This is a genomic window from Thioalkalivibrio sp. ALE10 (genome assembly GCF_000381385.1).
Lineage (GTDB): Bacteria > Pseudomonadota > Gammaproteobacteria > Ectothiorhodospirales > Ectothiorhodospiraceae > Thioalkalivibrio.
Map to the genome: position 1 here is coordinate 76775 of NZ_KB906455.1, position 16782 is coordinate 93556.

General features: G+C 68.6%; 16 protein-coding genes. 4 read left to right on the plus strand and 12 right to left on the minus strand.

Translation table 11 applies throughout. The annotated features are described in order from the left end of the window. Positions 1–8: 8 nt before the first annotated feature. The 6 genes from rsxB to F788_RS0110615 form a co-directional block, all read right to left on the minus strand. Positions 9–581, minus strand: coding sequence for an electron transport complex subunit RsxB (gene rsxB, locus F788_RS0110590; protein WP_019021075.1), 573 nt, complete (start codon positions 579–581; stop codon positions 9–11). Position 582: 1 nt separating this feature from the next. Continuing rightward, positions 583–1161 (minus strand): electron transport complex subunit RsxA, encoded by a 579-nt coding sequence (gene rsxA / locus F788_RS0110595; protein WP_018871175.1) that lies wholly within the window; start codon positions 1159–1161, stop codon positions 583–585. A gap of 104 nt (positions 1162–1265) precedes the next feature. Further along, entirely contained in the window at positions 1266–1976 is a 711-nt protein-coding gene (locus tag F788_RS0110600) for a hypothetical protein (protein ID WP_019590140.1), read from the minus strand. After that, complete coding sequence (gene mtnB / locus F788_RS0110605; RefSeq protein ID WP_019590141.1) at positions 1973–2596, minus strand: methylthioribulose 1-phosphate dehydratase; 624 nt, start codon at positions 2594–2596, stop codon at positions 1973–1975. The genes F788_RS0110600 and mtnB overlap by 4 nt, the downstream gene beginning before the upstream one ends. Before the next feature lie 79 nt (positions 2597–2675). Next, a complete protein-coding gene (gene metG, locus F788_RS0110610; RefSeq protein ID WP_019590142.1) occupies positions 2676–4727 on the minus strand; it encodes a methionine--tRNA ligase in 2052 nt (683 codons plus the stop codon). 87 nt (positions 4728–4814) lie between these two features. Next, positions 4815–6155, minus strand: coding sequence for a hypothetical protein (locus F788_RS0110615; RefSeq protein ID WP_019590143.1), 1341 nt, complete (start codon positions 6153–6155; stop codon positions 4815–4817). Positions 6156–6686: 531 nt separating this feature from the next. Between F788_RS0110615 and apbC the strand changes: the two genes are divergently transcribed. Both apbC and dcd read left to right on the plus strand, forming a co-directional pair. Next, positions 6687–7778: an iron-sulfur cluster carrier protein ApbC gene (gene apbC / locus F788_RS0110620; protein WP_018871180.1), complete on the plus strand. Its 1092-nt coding sequence runs from the start codon at positions 6687–6689 to the stop codon at positions 7776–7778. A gap of 19 nt (positions 7779–7797) precedes the next feature. Next, complete coding sequence (dcd, locus tag F788_RS0110625; protein WP_018871181.1) at positions 7798–8364, plus strand: dCTP deaminase; 567 nt, start codon at positions 7798–7800, stop codon at positions 8362–8364. A gap of 17 nt (positions 8365–8381) precedes the next feature. Here the strand turns inward: dcd and F788_RS0110630 are convergent, their stop codons facing one another. Both F788_RS0110630 and F788_RS0110635 read right to left on the minus strand, forming a co-directional pair. Then, entirely contained in the window at positions 8382–9311 is a 930-nt protein-coding gene (locus F788_RS0110630) for a patatin-like phospholipase family protein (RefSeq protein WP_019590144.1), read from the minus strand. Positions 9312–9352: 41 nt separating this feature from the next. Continuing rightward, on the minus strand, positions 9353–9784 hold the full coding sequence (locus tag F788_RS0110635; protein WP_019590145.1) for a hypothetical protein: 432 nt from the start codon (positions 9782–9784) through the stop codon (positions 9353–9355). A 137-nt stretch (positions 9785–9921) separates the two neighbouring features. Between F788_RS0110635 and F788_RS0110640 the strand changes: the two genes are divergently transcribed. Next, a complete protein-coding gene (locus F788_RS0110640) occupies positions 9922–10398 on the plus strand; it encodes a YbhB/YbcL family Raf kinase inhibitor-like protein (protein ID WP_019590146.1) in 477 nt (158 codons plus the stop codon). A gap of 1 nt (position 10399) precedes the next feature. On the opposite strand, the gene F788_RS0110645 is transcribed toward F788_RS0110640, so the two are convergent. The 4 genes from F788_RS0110645 to F788_RS0110660 are packed head-to-tail and all read right to left on the minus strand — an operon-like array spanning position 10400 to position 15410. Then, entirely contained in the window at positions 10400–11509 is a 1110-nt protein-coding gene (locus F788_RS0110645) for an RNA ligase (protein WP_019590147.1), read from the minus strand. Beyond that, the gene (locus F788_RS0110650) at positions 11491–13191 is read right to left on the minus strand and encodes a Na/Pi cotransporter family protein (RefSeq protein WP_019590148.1); all 1701 of its coding nucleotides are present in this window, start codon (positions 13189–13191) and stop codon (positions 11491–11493) included. Before F788_RS0110650 ends, F788_RS0110645 begins: the two co-directional genes overlap by 19 nt. Positions 13192–13248: 57 nt before the next feature. Further along, entirely contained in the window at positions 13249–14646 is a 1398-nt protein-coding gene (locus F788_RS0110655; protein WP_019590149.1) for an MBL fold metallo-hydrolase RNA specificity domain-containing protein, read from the minus strand. A gap of 41 nt (positions 14647–14687) precedes the next feature. Continuing rightward, positions 14688–15410, minus strand: a complete 723-nt coding sequence (locus tag F788_RS0110660; protein WP_019590150.1) for a hypothetical protein — start codon at positions 15408–15410, stop codon at positions 14688–14690. A gap of 70 nt (positions 15411–15480) precedes the next feature. Here F788_RS0110660 and F788_RS0110665 point away from each other — a divergent pair, with 70 nt between their 5' ends. Next, on the plus strand, positions 15481–16746 hold the full coding sequence (locus F788_RS0110665; protein ID WP_019590151.1) for a methyltransferase domain-containing protein: 1266 nt from the start codon (positions 15481–15483) through the stop codon (positions 16744–16746). Positions 16747–16782: the final 36 nt, after the last annotated feature.

The following is a 16782-nucleotide window of genomic DNA, read 5'->3' on the forward strand; positions in this document are numbered from 1 at the left end:
TTGCGGTATCAGGCGGAGGCCCGCGGTTCGTCACGCGGCCGTTCGATGGGCGAGGGTTCGGGTTCCGACCAGCCCCATTCGCTGATGTCGGTCTCCACCGGCACCATGTCGATGCAGTCCACGGGGCAGGGTTCGATGCACAGCTCGCAGCCGGTGCATTCTTCCTCGATGACGGTGTGCATCTGCTTGGCCGCGCCGACGATCGCATCCACCGGGCAGGCCTGGATGCACAGGGTACAGCCGATGCACAGGTTCTCGTCGATCACCGCGACGCTCTTTTCCTGTTCTTCCTCTTCCAGTGCCTTGGGGTCGCGGTCGAGCAGATCGGCCAGCGCCTCCACCGTGGCCTGTCCCCCGGGCGGGCAGCGGTTGATGTCGGCCTCGCCGGCGGCGATGGCCTCGGCGTAGGGGCGGCAGCCGGGGTAGGAGCACTGCCCGCACTGGGTCTGCGGCAGCAGCGCGTCGATCTGGTCCACCACCGGGTTGCTCTCCACGCGGAAGCGCTGCGCGGCATAGCCGAGCACCAGGCCGAACAGGGCGGCCAGCGCGGTGATGGCGAGTATGGCGATCAGGATGTCCATGTCAGGTGGTTACCAGCCCGGAAAAGCCCATGAAGCCCAGCGACATCAGGCCCGCGGTGATCATCGCGATCGCACTGCCGCGAAACGCCACCGGCACGTCGGCGACCGCGATGCGTTCGCGGATCGCCGAGAACAGGATCAGCACCAGCGAGAAGCCGACCGCGGCGCCGAAGCCGTACAACGCCGATTCGACGAAGTTGTGCGCCTCCTGCACGTTCAGCAGGGCCACGCCCAGCACCGCGCAGTTGGTGGTGATCAGCGGCAGGAAGATCCCCAGCACGTTGTACAGCAGCGGCGAGGTCTTGCGCACCACCAGCTCGGTGAACTGGACCACGGCCGCGATCACCAGGATGAACGCGATGGTGCGCAGATATTCCAGGTCCAGCGGGGCGAGGACGAATTCGTTGATGACGTAGGAGGCCACCGCCGACAGCGTCAGCACGAAGGTCGTGGCCAGGCCCATGCCGGTGGCCGTCTCGACCTTGCGCGAGACCCCCATGAACGGACACAGCCCCAGGAACTTCACCAGGACAAAGTTGTTCACCAGGATCGTGCTGATGAGGATCAGGACGTATTCCAAGTCGGCTCCTGCCCGCAATTTCCGAGTAACAGGGTCAACAACATAGTATCGACCCCCGTGGATGGCACCTCAACCCTGCCCCGGCCACGGTCATGGCCGGGTGGTCAGGCGGCGGTTCCCCAGCGTTCGGCCAGGGCGTTCAGGCTCAGGGCAGGGTGCGGCTCCCCGTCCGGATCCGCCCGCCCGGCGTCGGGCTCCGGCGCCGGGCGGGCGGTCCGGAGCCAGCCCTGGCGCGCGGCATCCAGCTGCCGGCGGTCCGGCGACAGCACCAGAACCTCGTCCGCCTGCAGCGCGGTCTCGGCGACCAGGCGCCCGAAGCTGCCGGCGTCGCGGCGTCCGCCCAGGCGGGTGTCGAAGAAACCCGCCAGGCGGGCCTCGAAGTTGCGGTCCGGGCCACGCCGCAGCCACTCGCGCTGGGTGGTCACCGGCGTGGCGCCAAAGCTGTACAGCGCGATGCTGGCCCGTGCCAGTCGCGTCAGCGCCGCCACCGTATCCGCGTCCAGCTCGGGGCGCAGGCCGCCCTGTTCCAGCACCTCCGTCCAGATCAGGCCCTGCAGCTGGCGCAGCGGGCTGATGTCCTGCCCTGCGCGCATCCAGGTGTCGATGCGCACGCGCAGCTCGGCCTCGTCCAGCTCGCGCCCGGCATAGGCCCGCAGGTCGGCGAGGGTGCGCTTCACCAGCGGGTCGTCGGCGCGCTGTTCCAGGAACGGGCCCAGCTCCTCGCGGGCACGCGGTTCCAGGGTGTCGGCCAGGACGTCCGCCGGGGCCAGCACGCCCTCGAACGCGAGCACGATTGCCCGGGGCATCGGGGTCATGGGTGCAGCTGGCGCGCGAGGATCTCGCACTCGAACATGAATTCGAAGGCCTCGACCCGCTGGATCGCGGTTTCCACGGTGTGGCTCCAGGTGTACAGGCCGTGCCCGGCGATCAGATAGCCGGCCAGGTCCGGCTGCCGGCTCATGCGGTCATCGACCTGCGCGGCCAGCTGCTGCACGTTCGGGTCGTTGGCGAACACCGGTACGTCGATGCCTTCGGCGGGGTGCTGCACTACCGGCAGTTCACGCAGGACCTCGTAGTCGCTCAGATGCAGCCCGCCGGGCAGCTGGCGCGAGAGCACCGTGGCATTGGCCGAATGGGTATGCAGCACCGCGCCCAGGTCCTTGTCGCGGCGGTACATGATGATGTGCAGAAAGGTCTCCGGCGACGGCGTGCGCTCCGCCGGGGACAGCAGATTGCCGTCGAGATCGACGATGATGAAGTCGTTCTCGTCGAGCATGTCCTTCTGACGCCCGGGAGCGGAGACCACGATATGGCGGTCGTCCAGGCGCGCGGAAAAGTGCCCGGCGCGGGCCGGCAGCCAGCCGCGGGCCGCGAGACGGGCACCGGCATCGGCGAGCAGGCTCACCTGGGCCTTGAATTCGAGACTGTTTTCCATGCGTCCCTTGTTGGCAAAAGGCGGGCAGCTTACGCGAGCACCGGATGCAAATCCATGACCCGCATCACCGGCATGCGGATCACTTGACCCGCATGCCGGGCCGGGCCCCTTCGTCGGGGCTCAGGATCCACAGCTCGTCGCCCCCCGGTCCGGCGGCCAGCACCATCCCCTCGGAAACGCCGAAGCGCATCTTGCGCGGGGCAAGGTTGGCGACCATCACGGTGTGGCGGCCGACCAGGTCTTCCGGGGCATAGGCCGACTTGATGCCGGCGAAGACCTGGCGGCGTTCGCTGCCAATGTTCAGTTCCAGGCGCAGCAGCTTGTCCGCGCCCTCCACGTGTTCCGCGACCTCGATGCGGGCGACCCGCAGGTCGACCTGTGCGAAGGTGTCGAAGTCGATGGTGTCGGCGATCGGCTCCACCGCCGGGTCCGGTTCCGCGTCCCCGGTCGTCGCCTCGTCTGCCGCGGCCTCGCCGCCGCCCAGCGACGCCTTCGAGGCCTCGAGCAGGGCTTCCACCGTGCTCCCCTCGATGCGGGTCATCAACGGCTTGAAGCGGTCGATCGAACGGCCGGTGAAGGCCCGGGTGCGTCCGGCCCAGGAGAGGTCGTCCTCGCGCAGGAAGGCCGCCGCTTCGTTCGCCAGCTTCGGCAGCACCGGTGCGAGGTAGACGATCAGGATGCGGAACAGGTCCAGCCCCTGGGTGTTGATGGCCTGCACCTCGGCCTCGCGCCCGGGTTCCTTCGCCAGCACCCAGGGCCGGGCGTCGTCGATGTACTGGTTGGCCTGGTCGGCCAGCGCCATGATGCGGCGCATGGCCTGGGCGAATTCACGGTTCTCGTAGGCCGCGGCGATTGCCTCGCCCTCGTCGACGAACGCCTGGTGCAGGTCGGGGCGCGGGAGTTCGGCGGCCAGCTGGCCGTCGAAGCGCCTGGTGATGAAGCCCGCGCAGCGGCTGGCGATGTTGACCAGCTTGCCGACCAGGTCGGAGTTTACCCGCTGGATGAAGTCGTCGAGATTGAGGTCGAGGTCGTCGACCCCGTCACCCAGCTTGGCGGCGAGGTAGTAGCGCAGGGCCTCGGGGTTCAGATGGTCGAGGTAGTCGCGGGCGCGGATGAAGGTCCCGCGCGACTTCGACATCTTCGCGCCGTTGACGGTCAGGAAGCCGTGGCAGAACACCGCCGAGGGCGTGCGATAGCCCGCGCCGTGCAGCATGGCCGGCCAGAACAGGGTATGGAAGTAGGCGATGTCCTTGCCGATGAAATGGTACAGCTCGGCATCGGAATCCGGCCGCCACCAGGCGTCGAAGTCCTCGCCGTGATCGCGCGCCCAGGCGCGGAAGCTCGCCATGTAGCCGATGGGCGCATCCAGCCACACGTAGAAGTACTTGCCCGGCGCCTCGGGGATCTCGAAGCCGAAGTAGGGCTCGTCGCGGGAGATGTCCCAGTCGCTCAGCCCGGCCTCGAACCATTCCTCCAGCTTGTTGCGGATCGCGTCCTGCAGGCGTCCGGACCCCGTCCAGTCGCGCAGGAAGGCCTCGAAGTCGGCCAGGCGGAAGAAGTAGTGTTCCGACTCGCGCGACTCGGGCGCGACGCCACTGATGGCCGACACCGGCTCCTGCAGCTCCATCGGGCTGTAGGTCGCGCCGCAGGCCTCGCAGGAGTCGCCGTACTGGTCCTCGGCCCCGCATTTCGGGCAGCGGCCCTTCACGAAGCGGTCGGGCAGGAACATCCCGGCCTCGGGGTCATAGGCCTGATCGATGGTGCGGGTGGCGATGTGGCCGGCGTCGCGCAGGGCGCGGTAGATCTCGCCGGCCTGTTCGCGGTTCTCCGCCGAATGCGTGGAATGGTAGTGGTCGAAGCCGATGTGGAACTCGGCGAAATCCGCCTCGTGTTCCTCGCGCACGCGCTCGATCAGGGTCTCGGGTTCGATGCCCTCGGCGCGCGCCTTGAGCATGATGGGCGTGCCATGGGCATCGTCGGCGCAGACGTACACCACCTCGTGGCCGCGGGCGCGCTGGAAACGGACCCAGATGTCGGTCTGGATGTACTCCACCAGATGGCCCAGGTGGATCGGCCCGTTGGCATAGGGCAGGGCACTGGTGACGAGGATCTTGCGCGGCGTGTCGGTCATGGGCTCGGGTTCGGGAGATCGGCGGAAACCGGATATTGTCCGGTGTGGCCGACGGTATGTCGAGCGTCCCGGCGTCCCGCGTCAAACTCAGCGGGCGGCGCGGATCTCGCGGATCTCGTCGCGCTGCAGCCGCACCACGATGAATCCGCCATGCAGGCGCTGGCGCAGGCGCAGCTCGTCATCGTCCACCTCCAGCAGTCGGCCCGGGCGGCGGTGCCCGCGTTCGGTGGTCACGATCACGTAGCGTTCCACCCGGTCGGGGAGGGCGTCCCAGGCGAGGACGCCGGCCGCCGCGGCCCCGGATTCGTGCGTGGCGGGGACGCCGGGTCCGGGTGCGGATGCGGTGGCGCGCTCGGGCTCGCGGTCGCGCGCTGCTTCCATGTCCGGAGAGTCGCCCCCCGTGTCCGGCTCCGTCGCGTCGGGCAGGCCGACGAAATCCCCGGTGTGCAGGACCACGGGCCCGATGCGCTCGCCGTTGATCGCGAGGCGCAGATCCACGCGGTCGAGGAGTTCTATCGGCGAATCCAGACCGCGTGCCCGCCGCAGCGGATCGCGCACGCGACCCGCCTGCAGCTCGATCGAGTCCGGCTGCGCGACGAATTCGCGATAGCCGCGCGTCAGGGCCGGCCCCGGCTGCAATCCGGCATCGGCCCATGTCTGCAGCCATTCGCCCATGTGGTGTTCGCGCCAGGACTCCGCCTGCAGGCCGGATTCGCGGAGGCAGAAGTCCTGCAGGGAGGTGTAATAGCCCGCATCGCGGTATTCGAGGCCGAACTCGCGCATGGGCGCTTCCAGCAGCGCCGGGACGAAGCGTTCCAGGTCGCGCGAACCGGCGCGGGGCTCGAACTCCACCCGGCCGTGGAAGCCGCCGAGGGCGCCGGCCTGGTATGCCCCGCGCAGCTCCAGCCGCTCGCCACTGCCTTCAATGCGATAGGACAGCGCGAGGTCCACGGGCGCCCGCACCATGCCAAGACGGTCAAGCACCTGCCCGGGCCCGGCGTCCGCCAGGGCACTGCAGCCGGCGGTGTCCAGGCGGGTGACAAAACGGGCCAGGGGGGCATCCGCGTTGGCGCGCGACCATGTCGCGGGGACCCGCAGCTGGTGCACGGAGGCGCCGAGGGCTCGCGGCAGGCGGTCGCGCTCCAGGGTGCGGCGCAGGCGCAGAAGCTCCGGGATGCCGTCCGTCTCGACGCTGATGCGCTCGGCCCGCAGCCGCCCGGGGAGGGCGTGCGGGTCGAAGCGCACGCCGTCGACGTGCAGGTGGCCGTTCAGGCCGATGCGCACCCCGGAATAGTCCAGCTCGCCCAGCGGGCGCAGTTCCGCCGCGAACTCGTCGAGGCTGCGCTCGATCTGACCGATTTCGTACTGGTGATACCCCAGTCCCGCGACCACCAGGACCGCACCGCCGATCGCCACTTCCTTGAGCATGAATTTGTCCGGACCCTTCCCGCTGGATACGCGTCGCGCAAGTCTTCACATTACGGGCTTCGGCCGGGGGATGCACGGCGCGGCATGCACGGCGGGCGGGTTCTGTCGTCCGGGTCACATTGGCGGGGGCTGTCGGGCGACGGGTGTCAAGCCCCGTGACTGTCCACAGAACCTGTGGATAACTCTGTGGGAAAACCCGTGGCATTTGTCCGCAAGCCTTGTCAGACGGGGCTTTGCCTCAGATTGGTCAAAAAACGACCAACTTTTTAAAAACGATTCATAAACAGGGACTTGAAAAAGTTTTGTCGAGTGTCTTTCCGGCTGTTTTCGCTATCCTGTCCCGCCGGGGTGGCCGATCGCCGCGGATGTGCACAAATCGGACAATCTGTCGGGCTGGGGCCTTGACAGGCCTCCTCTCGGCCCGGATCCGGGGACGCCGAAAGTCGGCCGTGGCGTGCAGTCATTGGCGTCCCGGTCTGCGGGCAGTAGAATCGCGCGATCACACTCCCAATCAACGGAAACCGGGCAACCATGGCTGAACTCTCGCGCGAGCAGATCGAATCCGCCCTGAAGCAGGTGCAGGACAAGTACCTCGAAACCGACCTGGTGTCCGCCAACCAGGTGAAGGATATCCGCATCGACGGCTCGCGGGTCGCGGTGGACATCGAGCTGGGTTATGCCGCTTCCGGCTACCACGACGAACTGCAAGCCGCGGTGGAGCAGGCGGTGCGCGGCGTCGCCGGGGACGCGGCGGTCGAGGTGAATGTCGGCTGCAAGGTCCTGACCCACGCGGTGCAGAAGAGCCTCAAGCCGATGTCCGGGATCAAGAACATCATCGCCGTGGCCTCGGGCAAGGGCGGGGTGGGCAAGTCCACCACCGCGGTCAACCTGGCCCTGGGCATGGCGGCCGAGGGTGCGCGTGTCGGCATCCTCGACGCCGACATTTATGGCCCCTCCCAGCCGCGCATGCTGGGGATCAAGGACAAGCCGGAGTCGAAGGACGGCAAGCACATGGAACCGCTGGAGCGCCACGGCGTGCAGGCGATGTCCATCGGCTTCCTGATCGACGAGGACACGCCGATGATCTGGCGCGGGCCGATGGTGACCCAGGCGCTGGAACAGCTGATCAACGAGACCAACTGGAAGGACCTGGACTACCTGGTCATCGACCTGCCGCCGGGCACCGGCGACATTCAGCTGACGCTGTCGCAGAAGATCCCGGTCTCCGGCTCGGTGATCGTGACCACGCCGCAGGACATCGCCCTGCTGGACGCGCGCAAGGGCCTGCAAATGTTCGAAAAGGTCGAGGTGCCGGTGCTCGGGATCATCGAGAACATGAGCATCCACATCTGCTCGAAATGCGGCAACGAGGAGTACATCTTCGGCCAGGGTGGCGCGGAGAACATGTCCGAGGAATACGGTGTCGACCTGCTGGGCGCGCTGCCGCTGGACATCCGCATCCGCGAGCAGGCCGACGGCGGCGAACCGACCGTGATCGCCGATCCGGACGGCCGCATCACCGAGATCTACCGCGAGATCGCGCGGCGCACCGGCGCCCGGCTGGCGGAACAGGCGCGGGACTACAGCTCCAAGTTCCCCAACATCGTCATCCAGAACAACTGATGACGGCGGGCGATCAGGGATGACCATCAAGTCCGACCGCTGGATCCGTCGCATGGCCGAGGCCGAGGGGATGATCGATCCCTTCGAGCCCGGTCAGATCCGCTATCGCGACGACGAGCGCATCGTCTCCTACGGTACGTCCAGCTACGGCTACGACGTGCGCTGTTCGGATCACTTCAAGATCTTCACCAACATCAACTCGAGCATCGTCGACCCCAAGGGCTTCGACGAGGGCAGCTTCGTCGACGTGCATGCCGACGTCTGCATCATCCCGCCCAATTCCTTCGCGCTCGCGCACACGGTGGAGTACTTCCGCATCCCGCGCGACGTGCTGACCATCTGCCTGGGCAAGTCGACCTACGCCCGCTGCGGCATCATCGTCAACGTGACGCCGCTGGAACCCGAGTGGGAGGGCCACGTGACGCTGGAGTTCTCCAACACCACGCCGCTGCCGGCCAAGGTGTATGCCAACGAAGGAGTCGCGCAGATGCTGTTCCTGCAGTCGGACGAGGAGTGCGAGACCTCGTACAAGGACCGCGGGGGCAAGTACCAGGGCCAGCGCGGGGTCACGCTGCCGCGCACCTGAGACCGGCCGGGGTTTTCTTACCGCTCCAGCGCGAAACGCCGCTCGGCCAGCTCGTAACCCAGATCGATCATCTCCCGCGCACGGTGGAAGTCGAACACCCCGCAGGCATTCACGGGCACCTCGATCAGGTGCTCGGGGTTGTAGGCGGCCACGCGGAAACGCGCGATGCTGCCCTGCATGGCCTCGATGGAATGCGAGACCATGTCGATCAGGCCCAGCGCCCGCGCCTCCTGCTCCTCGGTCAGGCGCGAGTCGGTCTCGCCGAGTCCCAGTCGCCCCTGCCAGTCCTGCAGCCAGGAGCCAATGCGGTCGGGCAGCACGTCGCGCGCGCTGCGCAGGCCATCGCGCAGGCGAGTGGCGGCGGAATCCCCCTGATGGTCACTGGGTGAGCTGCGTTTCGGACCCAGACGCTCGTCCACCCGTCCGTTGAGACTGACCGCGATGGTGACGTCGCTGTCGTCGTACAGGGTCGGAGCGATGGGGACCGGGTTGAGCAGGCCGCCGTCCACCAGCAGCCGCCCGTTCAGGCGCACCGGGGTGAAGACCGTGGGGATGGCGATGGACGCGCGAATCGCGTCGAACAGCGCCCCCTCGTTGAGCCACACCTCGCGCTCGCGTTCGATGTCCGTGGCCACCGCGGTAAAGCGGATGGGCAGATTGCGGATGTCGGTATCGCCCAGCATCTCGCGGAGCTTCTCGACCAGGCGTTCGCCGCGGAACAGACCGGCCCCGGAGAACGAGAAATCCAGCAGTCGCCAGACGTCCTGACGCCGCAGGGTGCACACCCATTCCTCGTAGGTGTCCAGCTGCCCGGCCGCATAGATGCCGCCGACCACCGCCCCCATGGAGGAGCCGGCAATCGTCCGGATCTCGTAGTTTGCATGGTCTTCCAGCCAGCGGATGACCCCGATCTCGGCGAGACCGCGAGCGCCGCCGCTGCCGAGCACGAGCGAGACGGTCCTGGGTGGTTGTGGCACGGCGCGGTTCCTCAGTTCCGTTCGGGGTCAAGCAGATGGTCGTGCAGGGCGGTGGCCTGTTCGCCGGCCGGTTCCTCGACGCGGATCTGCCAGACCGCGGCCGGGTGGTCCGGGCTCCAGTCGCTGAAGACCACCAGTCCGGCGTAAGGGCCGGAACCGGTGATGCGGCCGTGGACCAGGCGTCCCTCGGAGTCGGCATCCAGCCGCACGGAGAACTCCGGGGCGGGCGCGGGAAGCGTCCAGGAACCGTCGCGGCCGTGTTCGCGAAAGCCCTCGCTGGAGGGCACCGCAGCATCGCCGAAATGGCGCTGCAGCAGCGGCACCGCCAGGCGGTGCGGCAGGCCCAGCACGGTTTCCACGCCGGCGCGCCCCCGGTCCACCGCGCGCGCGGCGGTGTCCAGCGGATTCCTGCGACGGAACGGATTGCGCAGCCAGCGGGTCATCACGCCGGTATGATCAGGCAGCCCGGCCGGCGCTGCAAATGGGCACAGGTTTCGCCCGAGCCACCCCCTGGCATCAAGCCGGCAGGGTCGCTACGGTGAAATGGCTACAGGCCACACCAACGTTCCAGGAGGTCCTTATGGGTTTTGCGCTGTCCGACATGCAGCTCACCAGCCCGGAGTTCGAGGCGCGCGGGAAGATCCCGACGCGCTACACCGGCGAGGGCGAGGATGTGTCGCCGCCGCTGTCCTGGAGCGGGGCCCCCGAGGGTACCCGCGGGTTCGCGATCATCTGTCACGATCCCGATGCCCCGCTGGTCAAGCCCGGCGCCTACGGTTTCGTTCACTGGGTGCTGTACAACCTGCCACCCGACGTCACCAACCTGGAGGCCGGCACCTCGCTGGGGACCGCCGGGCACACCGATTTCGACCGCAGCGGTTACGGCGGCCCCATGCCGCCCGGCGGGCACGGCGTGCACCACTACTTCTTCTGGGTGCTGGCGCTGGATGCCGATCTCCAGGCCCCGCCGGGGCTGACCCTGGAACAGTTCCTGGAGCGTGCCGAACCGCACGTGATCGGCATGAACCGGCTGGTGGGCACCTGCACCCGCGACTGATTCAGTCGAACTGCGAGTCCCCGCGCAGGGCCGAGGCCAGGGTGCCGGTCATGCGGTCGAAGCGGCGCTCCAGGTCCACCCGCCAGTAGCCTTCCCGCTCGCCCGTCTCGGGCTGCGGGCTGGCGGGGTCGATGCGGACGTGGCGCCCGCCGGTGGCCCGCATGTGCTGTATGAACCGCTCGGCGTTCGCGCGTGCGCGAAAACGACAGCGGTAGGGGTGCCCGACGTGGCCCGTTTCGCGCCCGGACTGCACCGCGTCGCCTACGCCCTCGAGGAAGGCCCGGCCGAGCTCGCGCTCGATCTCCGGGTCACCGGTGCGGGCGTGCTCGGTCAGGAAGATCGCCAGGCGCATCAGGCGGTGGGTGAAGTACTCCGGGGGCAGGTCCAGCAGCTGGTTCCCGCACACCCGGATGTCGTTGATGCAGGAACGCCCGGTGACGTATTTCGCGCGTCGGTCGCCGTCTTCCTCCTTGAGCACCAGCCCCTCGACACTGCGGGCATCCAGCTTCAGTACCAGCTCGCGGAGGGCGTCGACGTCCTGCGGCGAGAAGCGGCCGTGGCGCTGTGCATGCGGCAGGCGGTGCGCCCGTTCCAGGGCCTCCCGCTCGGCATGCGGCAGGAAGCCCGGCCGGTCACGTCGCATCATGTCGAATACGAACAGTTCGACGTCCCGCTCCACCTGGGCGCTCGAACCCTCGAGATAGGGGGTATCCGGGCCGGCGATCTCGGCGCACAGGATCAGGTCGGGCTCGGCCTCGAAGATCGTGGTGTCGACGAAATCGGGGACGCGATCGGTGGCGAACGGGCAGACGAAGCCCCCGCGCGAGAAGGCGTAGACCGCGTCGCCCTCGCGCAGGATGCGCACGTTGAAGCCGTCGATCTTCTCTTCCGCCCGGAACGGCGCAACGAACTGACGGTGCAGGCCGGCCTCCAGGGACTGGATGCGCGCGATGGAGGGGTAGCCCGGGAGTACGCGGCCGCCCGGCAGGACCACGCTCCCGCGCGGATGGCCGTCCACGGCCTCCAGCAGCCGGTGGTAATGCAGCCCCGCGTATTCCTGCGCGCTGGCACGACCTGCCTCCACGGCATTGTTCAGAGTGTTCTGGTCCATGCCCGATCCCCCCTCGCGTTGTTTCGCCGGCTCCCCGAAGCGCCTCCGTCGGACAGGACCCGCACTGCCTGCAGATGTGCCCGTGCCTTGGCGGCCTGGCCGGCCATCCGGCGGGCCAGACTGATGATCCGCAGCTGGCGATCCATCTCGGCCATCGACAGCGAGCCGAAAGTCCCTTCGCGCAGCAGCGCGGCCTTGAGGTCCTGGTAGGCCTCTTCCACCTCGGTCATGGCCTGGTTCATTTCCTGTTCCCCGACGTCGTCTTCGGTTTCCACGCGGCTGCGGTCCAGGGCGTGGATGACCCGACCCTGCCAGGCGCGCCGCCGCGTGCTGATCGCTGGTGTGGCATCGTTGCCGGCCTCCCGGCGCAGACCCGCGATCTCGCCGGCCTGGTCGGCGATGTCCTGGTAGTAGCGGGCGACCCGCACGGTGCCGGCTATCCCTTCCGCGGTCGCATCCGTCATGGTGGTGTGTCCGGTCTGGGTCGCGAACTCGCCGATTGCGCCCGCGAGGTCTTCGACGATGGAATGGCGCAGCTGCATCTTGCGCTCGTCCGGCGGGACCTCGCCGAGGGCCTTGCGTGCCATGCGGTGACTCAGATCGCCGACCCGTTCGGTTTCCATGATCAGCGCCTGCAGCGCCAGCTCCGGCACCCCGGCGCTGGAACGGTCCAGGTACCGGGGGCGGGCCTCGTCCAGATCGGTGCCGCGGAAGCGGCCCTGCAGATAGCGGATCAACGGGCTCGCCAGCGGCAGCATGAGCAGGATGCCCAGCAGGTTGAAGAGGGTGTGATAGAGCGCCAGCAGGACCACCGGCGGGGCGGCCAGGACGCCGTCCTCCGTGGACAGCAGCGTGGCCGAGAGAACTGGCAGCAGCGCCAGGGCGATGACCGTGCTGATGAGCTTGAAGATGACCAGGGCTGCGGCGACGCGCTTGGCGTTGGCGGTCGCACCGATGACCACGATGACGGCTTTCACCGAAGTGCCCAGATGGGCCCCGATCATGGCGGCCGCGGCGGCCTCCAGGGAAATCGCGCCGCTCATGGCCGCGGTGAGTGCCATGGCGATGGCTGCCGAGGAGCTCTGCATGAGCATGGTCAGGCCCAGGCCGGTGGCCATCATCAGCAGGATGCCGGCGAGCCCCGGGCGCGCAATATGCCCCAGGTCCATGGCCTCGCTGACCCCCACGAACGTCTCGCGCAGGACGTCGATGCCGAGAAAGAGCAGCCCGAAACCGGCCAGGGCCAGCCCCAGGTGCCGGGTGCGGGCGCCGCGGGCGAGGATGTATACCAGCCCGCCGATGCCGACGGCCGGCAGGGCCAGTGCCTGGATGGAGAATTCCAGCCCCAGCAGGGAGACCAGCCAGCCCGTCGCCGTGGTGCCCATGCTGGAACCGAAGACGACCCAGACGGACTGGCTGACCGTCAGCAGACCGGCGTTGGCGAATCCGATGATCGACAGGGTGACCGCGCTGGAGGATTGCACCAGCGCCGTGACACCGATGCCGACGCTCAGAGCACGGATGCGGGTCCGGGTCCAGTTGCCCAGAATGCTCTTCAGGGTGCGCCCGCCCGCGGTGCGCAGGCCTTCGGCCATCAGGTGCATGCCGAGCAGGAACAGGCCCAGACCGCCGAGGAAACCGGCGATCAGCGCCAGGGCGCCGGTGTCGGGGGCTCCGGTCATGGGTGTACCCCGGTGCCTGTTCCCGAGCCCTTTTCCGGGCCCGGGGCCGGGCGGCGGCTACAGCTCGATGGTGTCGCCATAGTCCGGGATGCGGGCGTCCAGATCGCGTTCGCGCATCACCTGCGCCAGGGCCTCGCGCGCGGCCGGTTCGCCGTGCACCAGATGGAAGACCGGTCGGTCGCGGAAGCCGGCGGCCCAGTCGAGGAGCCGGGACTGGCCGGCGTGCGCGGAGAGCCCGCCCAGGGTATGCACATGGCCCTTCACCGCGATGTCGTCGCCGTGGATCTTCACCGAGCGGGCGCCGTCCACCAGCTGGCGGCCGAGGGTCCCGGCGGCCTGGAAACCGGCGATCACGAGATGCGTGCTGCGTCGTTCGAGGTTGTATTTCAGGTGGTGGCGGATACGGCCGCCGTTGCACATCCCGGCGCCGGCGATGATGATCGCGCCGCCGGAGATGCGGTTGATGGCCATGGATTCTTCCACCGTGCGGGTGAACTCCAGCGGCGGGAGGTATTCCCGCGGGTTCCCGTTGGCCGCCTGATGCAGCCGCTCCAGGTCTTCCGCGTTCAGGGACTGGCGGCAGCGCGCGTACAGCTCGGTGACGCGGATCCCCATTGGGCTGTCGAGAAAGATCTTCTGCTGCGGCACCCGTCCGGCGTGGTGCAGCATGCCCAGGTGGTAGAGGATTTCCTGCGTGCGGCCCACGGCGAAGGCGGGGATCAGCACGTTGCCGCCATCGTCCCAGGCCTCCTGCAGGATCTGCGCGAATTCCTCGATGGTTTCTTCCAGCGGGCGGTGGTCACGGTCGCCGTAGGTGCTTTCCAGCAGTACATGGTCGGCCTGCTCCGGCCGTGCGGGTTCGTTCATCAGCACCGACTCGGGATTGCCGAGGTCGCCGGAGAAGACCAGCCGCCGCTCGCGGCCTCCGGACGGCACCACCAGTTCGACGATGGCGGCACCCAGGATATGCCCGGCGTCGTGGAAGGTCAGACGCGAGCCGTCGTCCAGATGCCGGGGCTGGCCGTAGGAGACCGGCTCGCACAGTTCGAGCGTGGTCTCCACGTCCTGTTCGTCGTACAGCGGCTCCAGCAGCTCGCGGTCGTTGCGCGCGCGCCACTTGTTCTCCCATTCGATGTCCTTCGCCATCACGAAGGCCGAGTCGCGCAGCATGATGTCCAGCAGTTCCAGCGTCCCCGGCGTGCAGAAGATCGGGCCGCGGTAGCCGTCGCGCACCAGTTTCGGCAGCAGGCCCGAGTGGTCCAGATGGCCGTGCGAGAGGATTACGGCGTCGGTGTTCGCCGCCACTTCGGCCAGCGAGGCGCGGTTGTGCTCGTCGGCGTCGCTGCCGCCCTGCTGCATGCCGCATTCGAGCAGGTAACGGGCGTGGTCGGTGTCGATGCGATAGCGCGAACCGGTGACCTCGCCGGTGGCGCCCTGAAAGGTAAGCTGTGCCATGCCGCGCAGTGTACCGGCTTTGGCGGGGCGGTCGCAGGGGGTCAGCGGTCGCCGTCTTCCAGCAGCCGCTCGATCTGCTCCGGTTTGAGCCCGGCCACTCCGCGCAGTGGCAGCACCAGCCCGAGGCCGCGTCCGTGCGCGGCGAGTCCCAGTTCGGTGTCCAGCGTGGTGCGCAGGCGTTCGCCGTGACCGGTCTCCAGGATCGCCAGCAGCAGGGTGCGGGCGCCCTCGTAGTGCAGGCTGAGGATGCGCGGATGGTGGTCGGTGGTGGCGTTGCGTGCATCCATGAGGGTGAGCCCGGCGCCGCCGCCCCGGCGCACGATCTCCACCGCCGCATCGCGATCGGCGTCGGGGAACATCACCGCCAGCAGCGACAGCGGCAGTCCGGCGGCCGGCGGGGGCGGCGCGTGTCCGGGCGCGCCCGGGGCCTGCGGGCGGGCATTGGCCATGTCCAGCAGCGCATCGGTGTCGTCGGAGGCCTCCAGGGTAAAGGCCAGGCCGTTATAGGGCTGCAGCAGGTCCAGTTCCAGGTTCAGCCGCCGCGCGATGCGTTCACCGCGTGCCGGATCGGTCTTCCAGATGCACACCGATTCGAGTCCCTGGTAGGTCACGCCGAAAAAACGCATGTGCTCCGGAAAGCCGATGCCGAAGCCCTCGTGCAGCGACGGTTTCGGCGCGCCCTCCTCGGCGGCGATATGCACGGCGCGTTTCTCCAGATCGCCGGCAATCACGGCGACGAGCAGGACGGGTGAAGGCTCGGTCATGGCTCCCTCCGGGTGGCCGCGTACGGGCGGTTCGCCGCATGATAACGCAGGGGAACGAAAGGAGAACGGCATGCTGGATCCGTTTGTACCCGAGTCGAACATTGTCGAGATCCCGGATGCCGGGGCACTGCCGGCGGGAGGGACGGCCGATATTGGCTGGACGCTGGACTGGAACAGTGACGAGGCCCGCCATCGCGAATGCCTGTGCCTCCCGCGCCTGGATCCCGAGCGGGATGTCTGGCCCGCCGGCAATGGTTCCGGCGTGATCGGAAGTTCGCCGGGCGAGGCCTGCGAGTGGCCGGCGGCGCCCCTGGTACCCGCGGCCGATCCCGCAAGGGTGGTGGAGCTGTCGCCGGCGGCCTTCAACCGGCGGTTGCGGCGCCACCGGGTGGTCGAGCCGCGGGCCGGAAGGTTCTATCCGCGGGGGTTCATCGCGGGGCACGCCGGGATCGAGAAGGGCGATCGCGCGCTGTTTCGCGTTGGGGCCCTGGAAGAGGACCGCCTGCTGGCGGACCTGAATCACCCCCTCGCGGGGCGCGAGCTGCGTCTGACCGGTCGGGTGCTGGGCGTACATTACGGCGGTTGCGAGGGGTCCCCGGTCGACGTGACCGGGCGGCTGACCGAACGCGGGCCCGGGATGCAGGCCCGCTGGCGCGGGGTTCCGACGGATTTCTGGAGCGGCGGCGCCTGCGAGCGGGAAGATCCGGCGGACGATGCGGCGTTCTACGCCCGGCCGCGCATGGTCCACCATCTGGATGCCACCGCGCGCGCCGGGGTCGCGGCACTGTACGCCGCGCTGGTACCGCCGGGGGCGCGGGTGCTGGATCTCATGGCGAGCTGGGCATCGCATCTGGACGGGGTTGCCGAGCCGGAGGCGGTCGTCGGTCTGGGCATGAACCGGGAAGAGCTGGCCGCGAACCCGCTGCTGAACCAGGGCCTGGTGCAGGACCTGAATGCCCATCCCCGCCTTCCGTTCCCGACGGACAGCCTGGACGCCGTGGTCTGTACCGCTTCGGTCGAGTATCTGACCCGGCCCGGCGCGGTCTTTGCGTCGGTGCAGGAGGTGCTGCGGCCGGGTGGCGTGTTCGTGGTGACGTTTTCGGATCGCTGCTTCCCCACCAGGGCGATCGCGGTCTGGGAACGGCTGTTCGACTTCGAGCGCATGGGGCTGGTGCTGGACCGGTTTCTGGAGGCGGGGTTCGCGGACCTGGCCACGTTCAGCCTGCGTGGCCTGCCGCGGCCCGCGGACGATCCCTACGCCGGACGCCTGGATCATGCCGATCCGGTGTTTGCGGTCTGGGGCACAAGTCCCCACGGGGACTCTCTGAACCGGTAAACTGCACCCTGATTCGAGATGCCCGCGCTGGCGGGC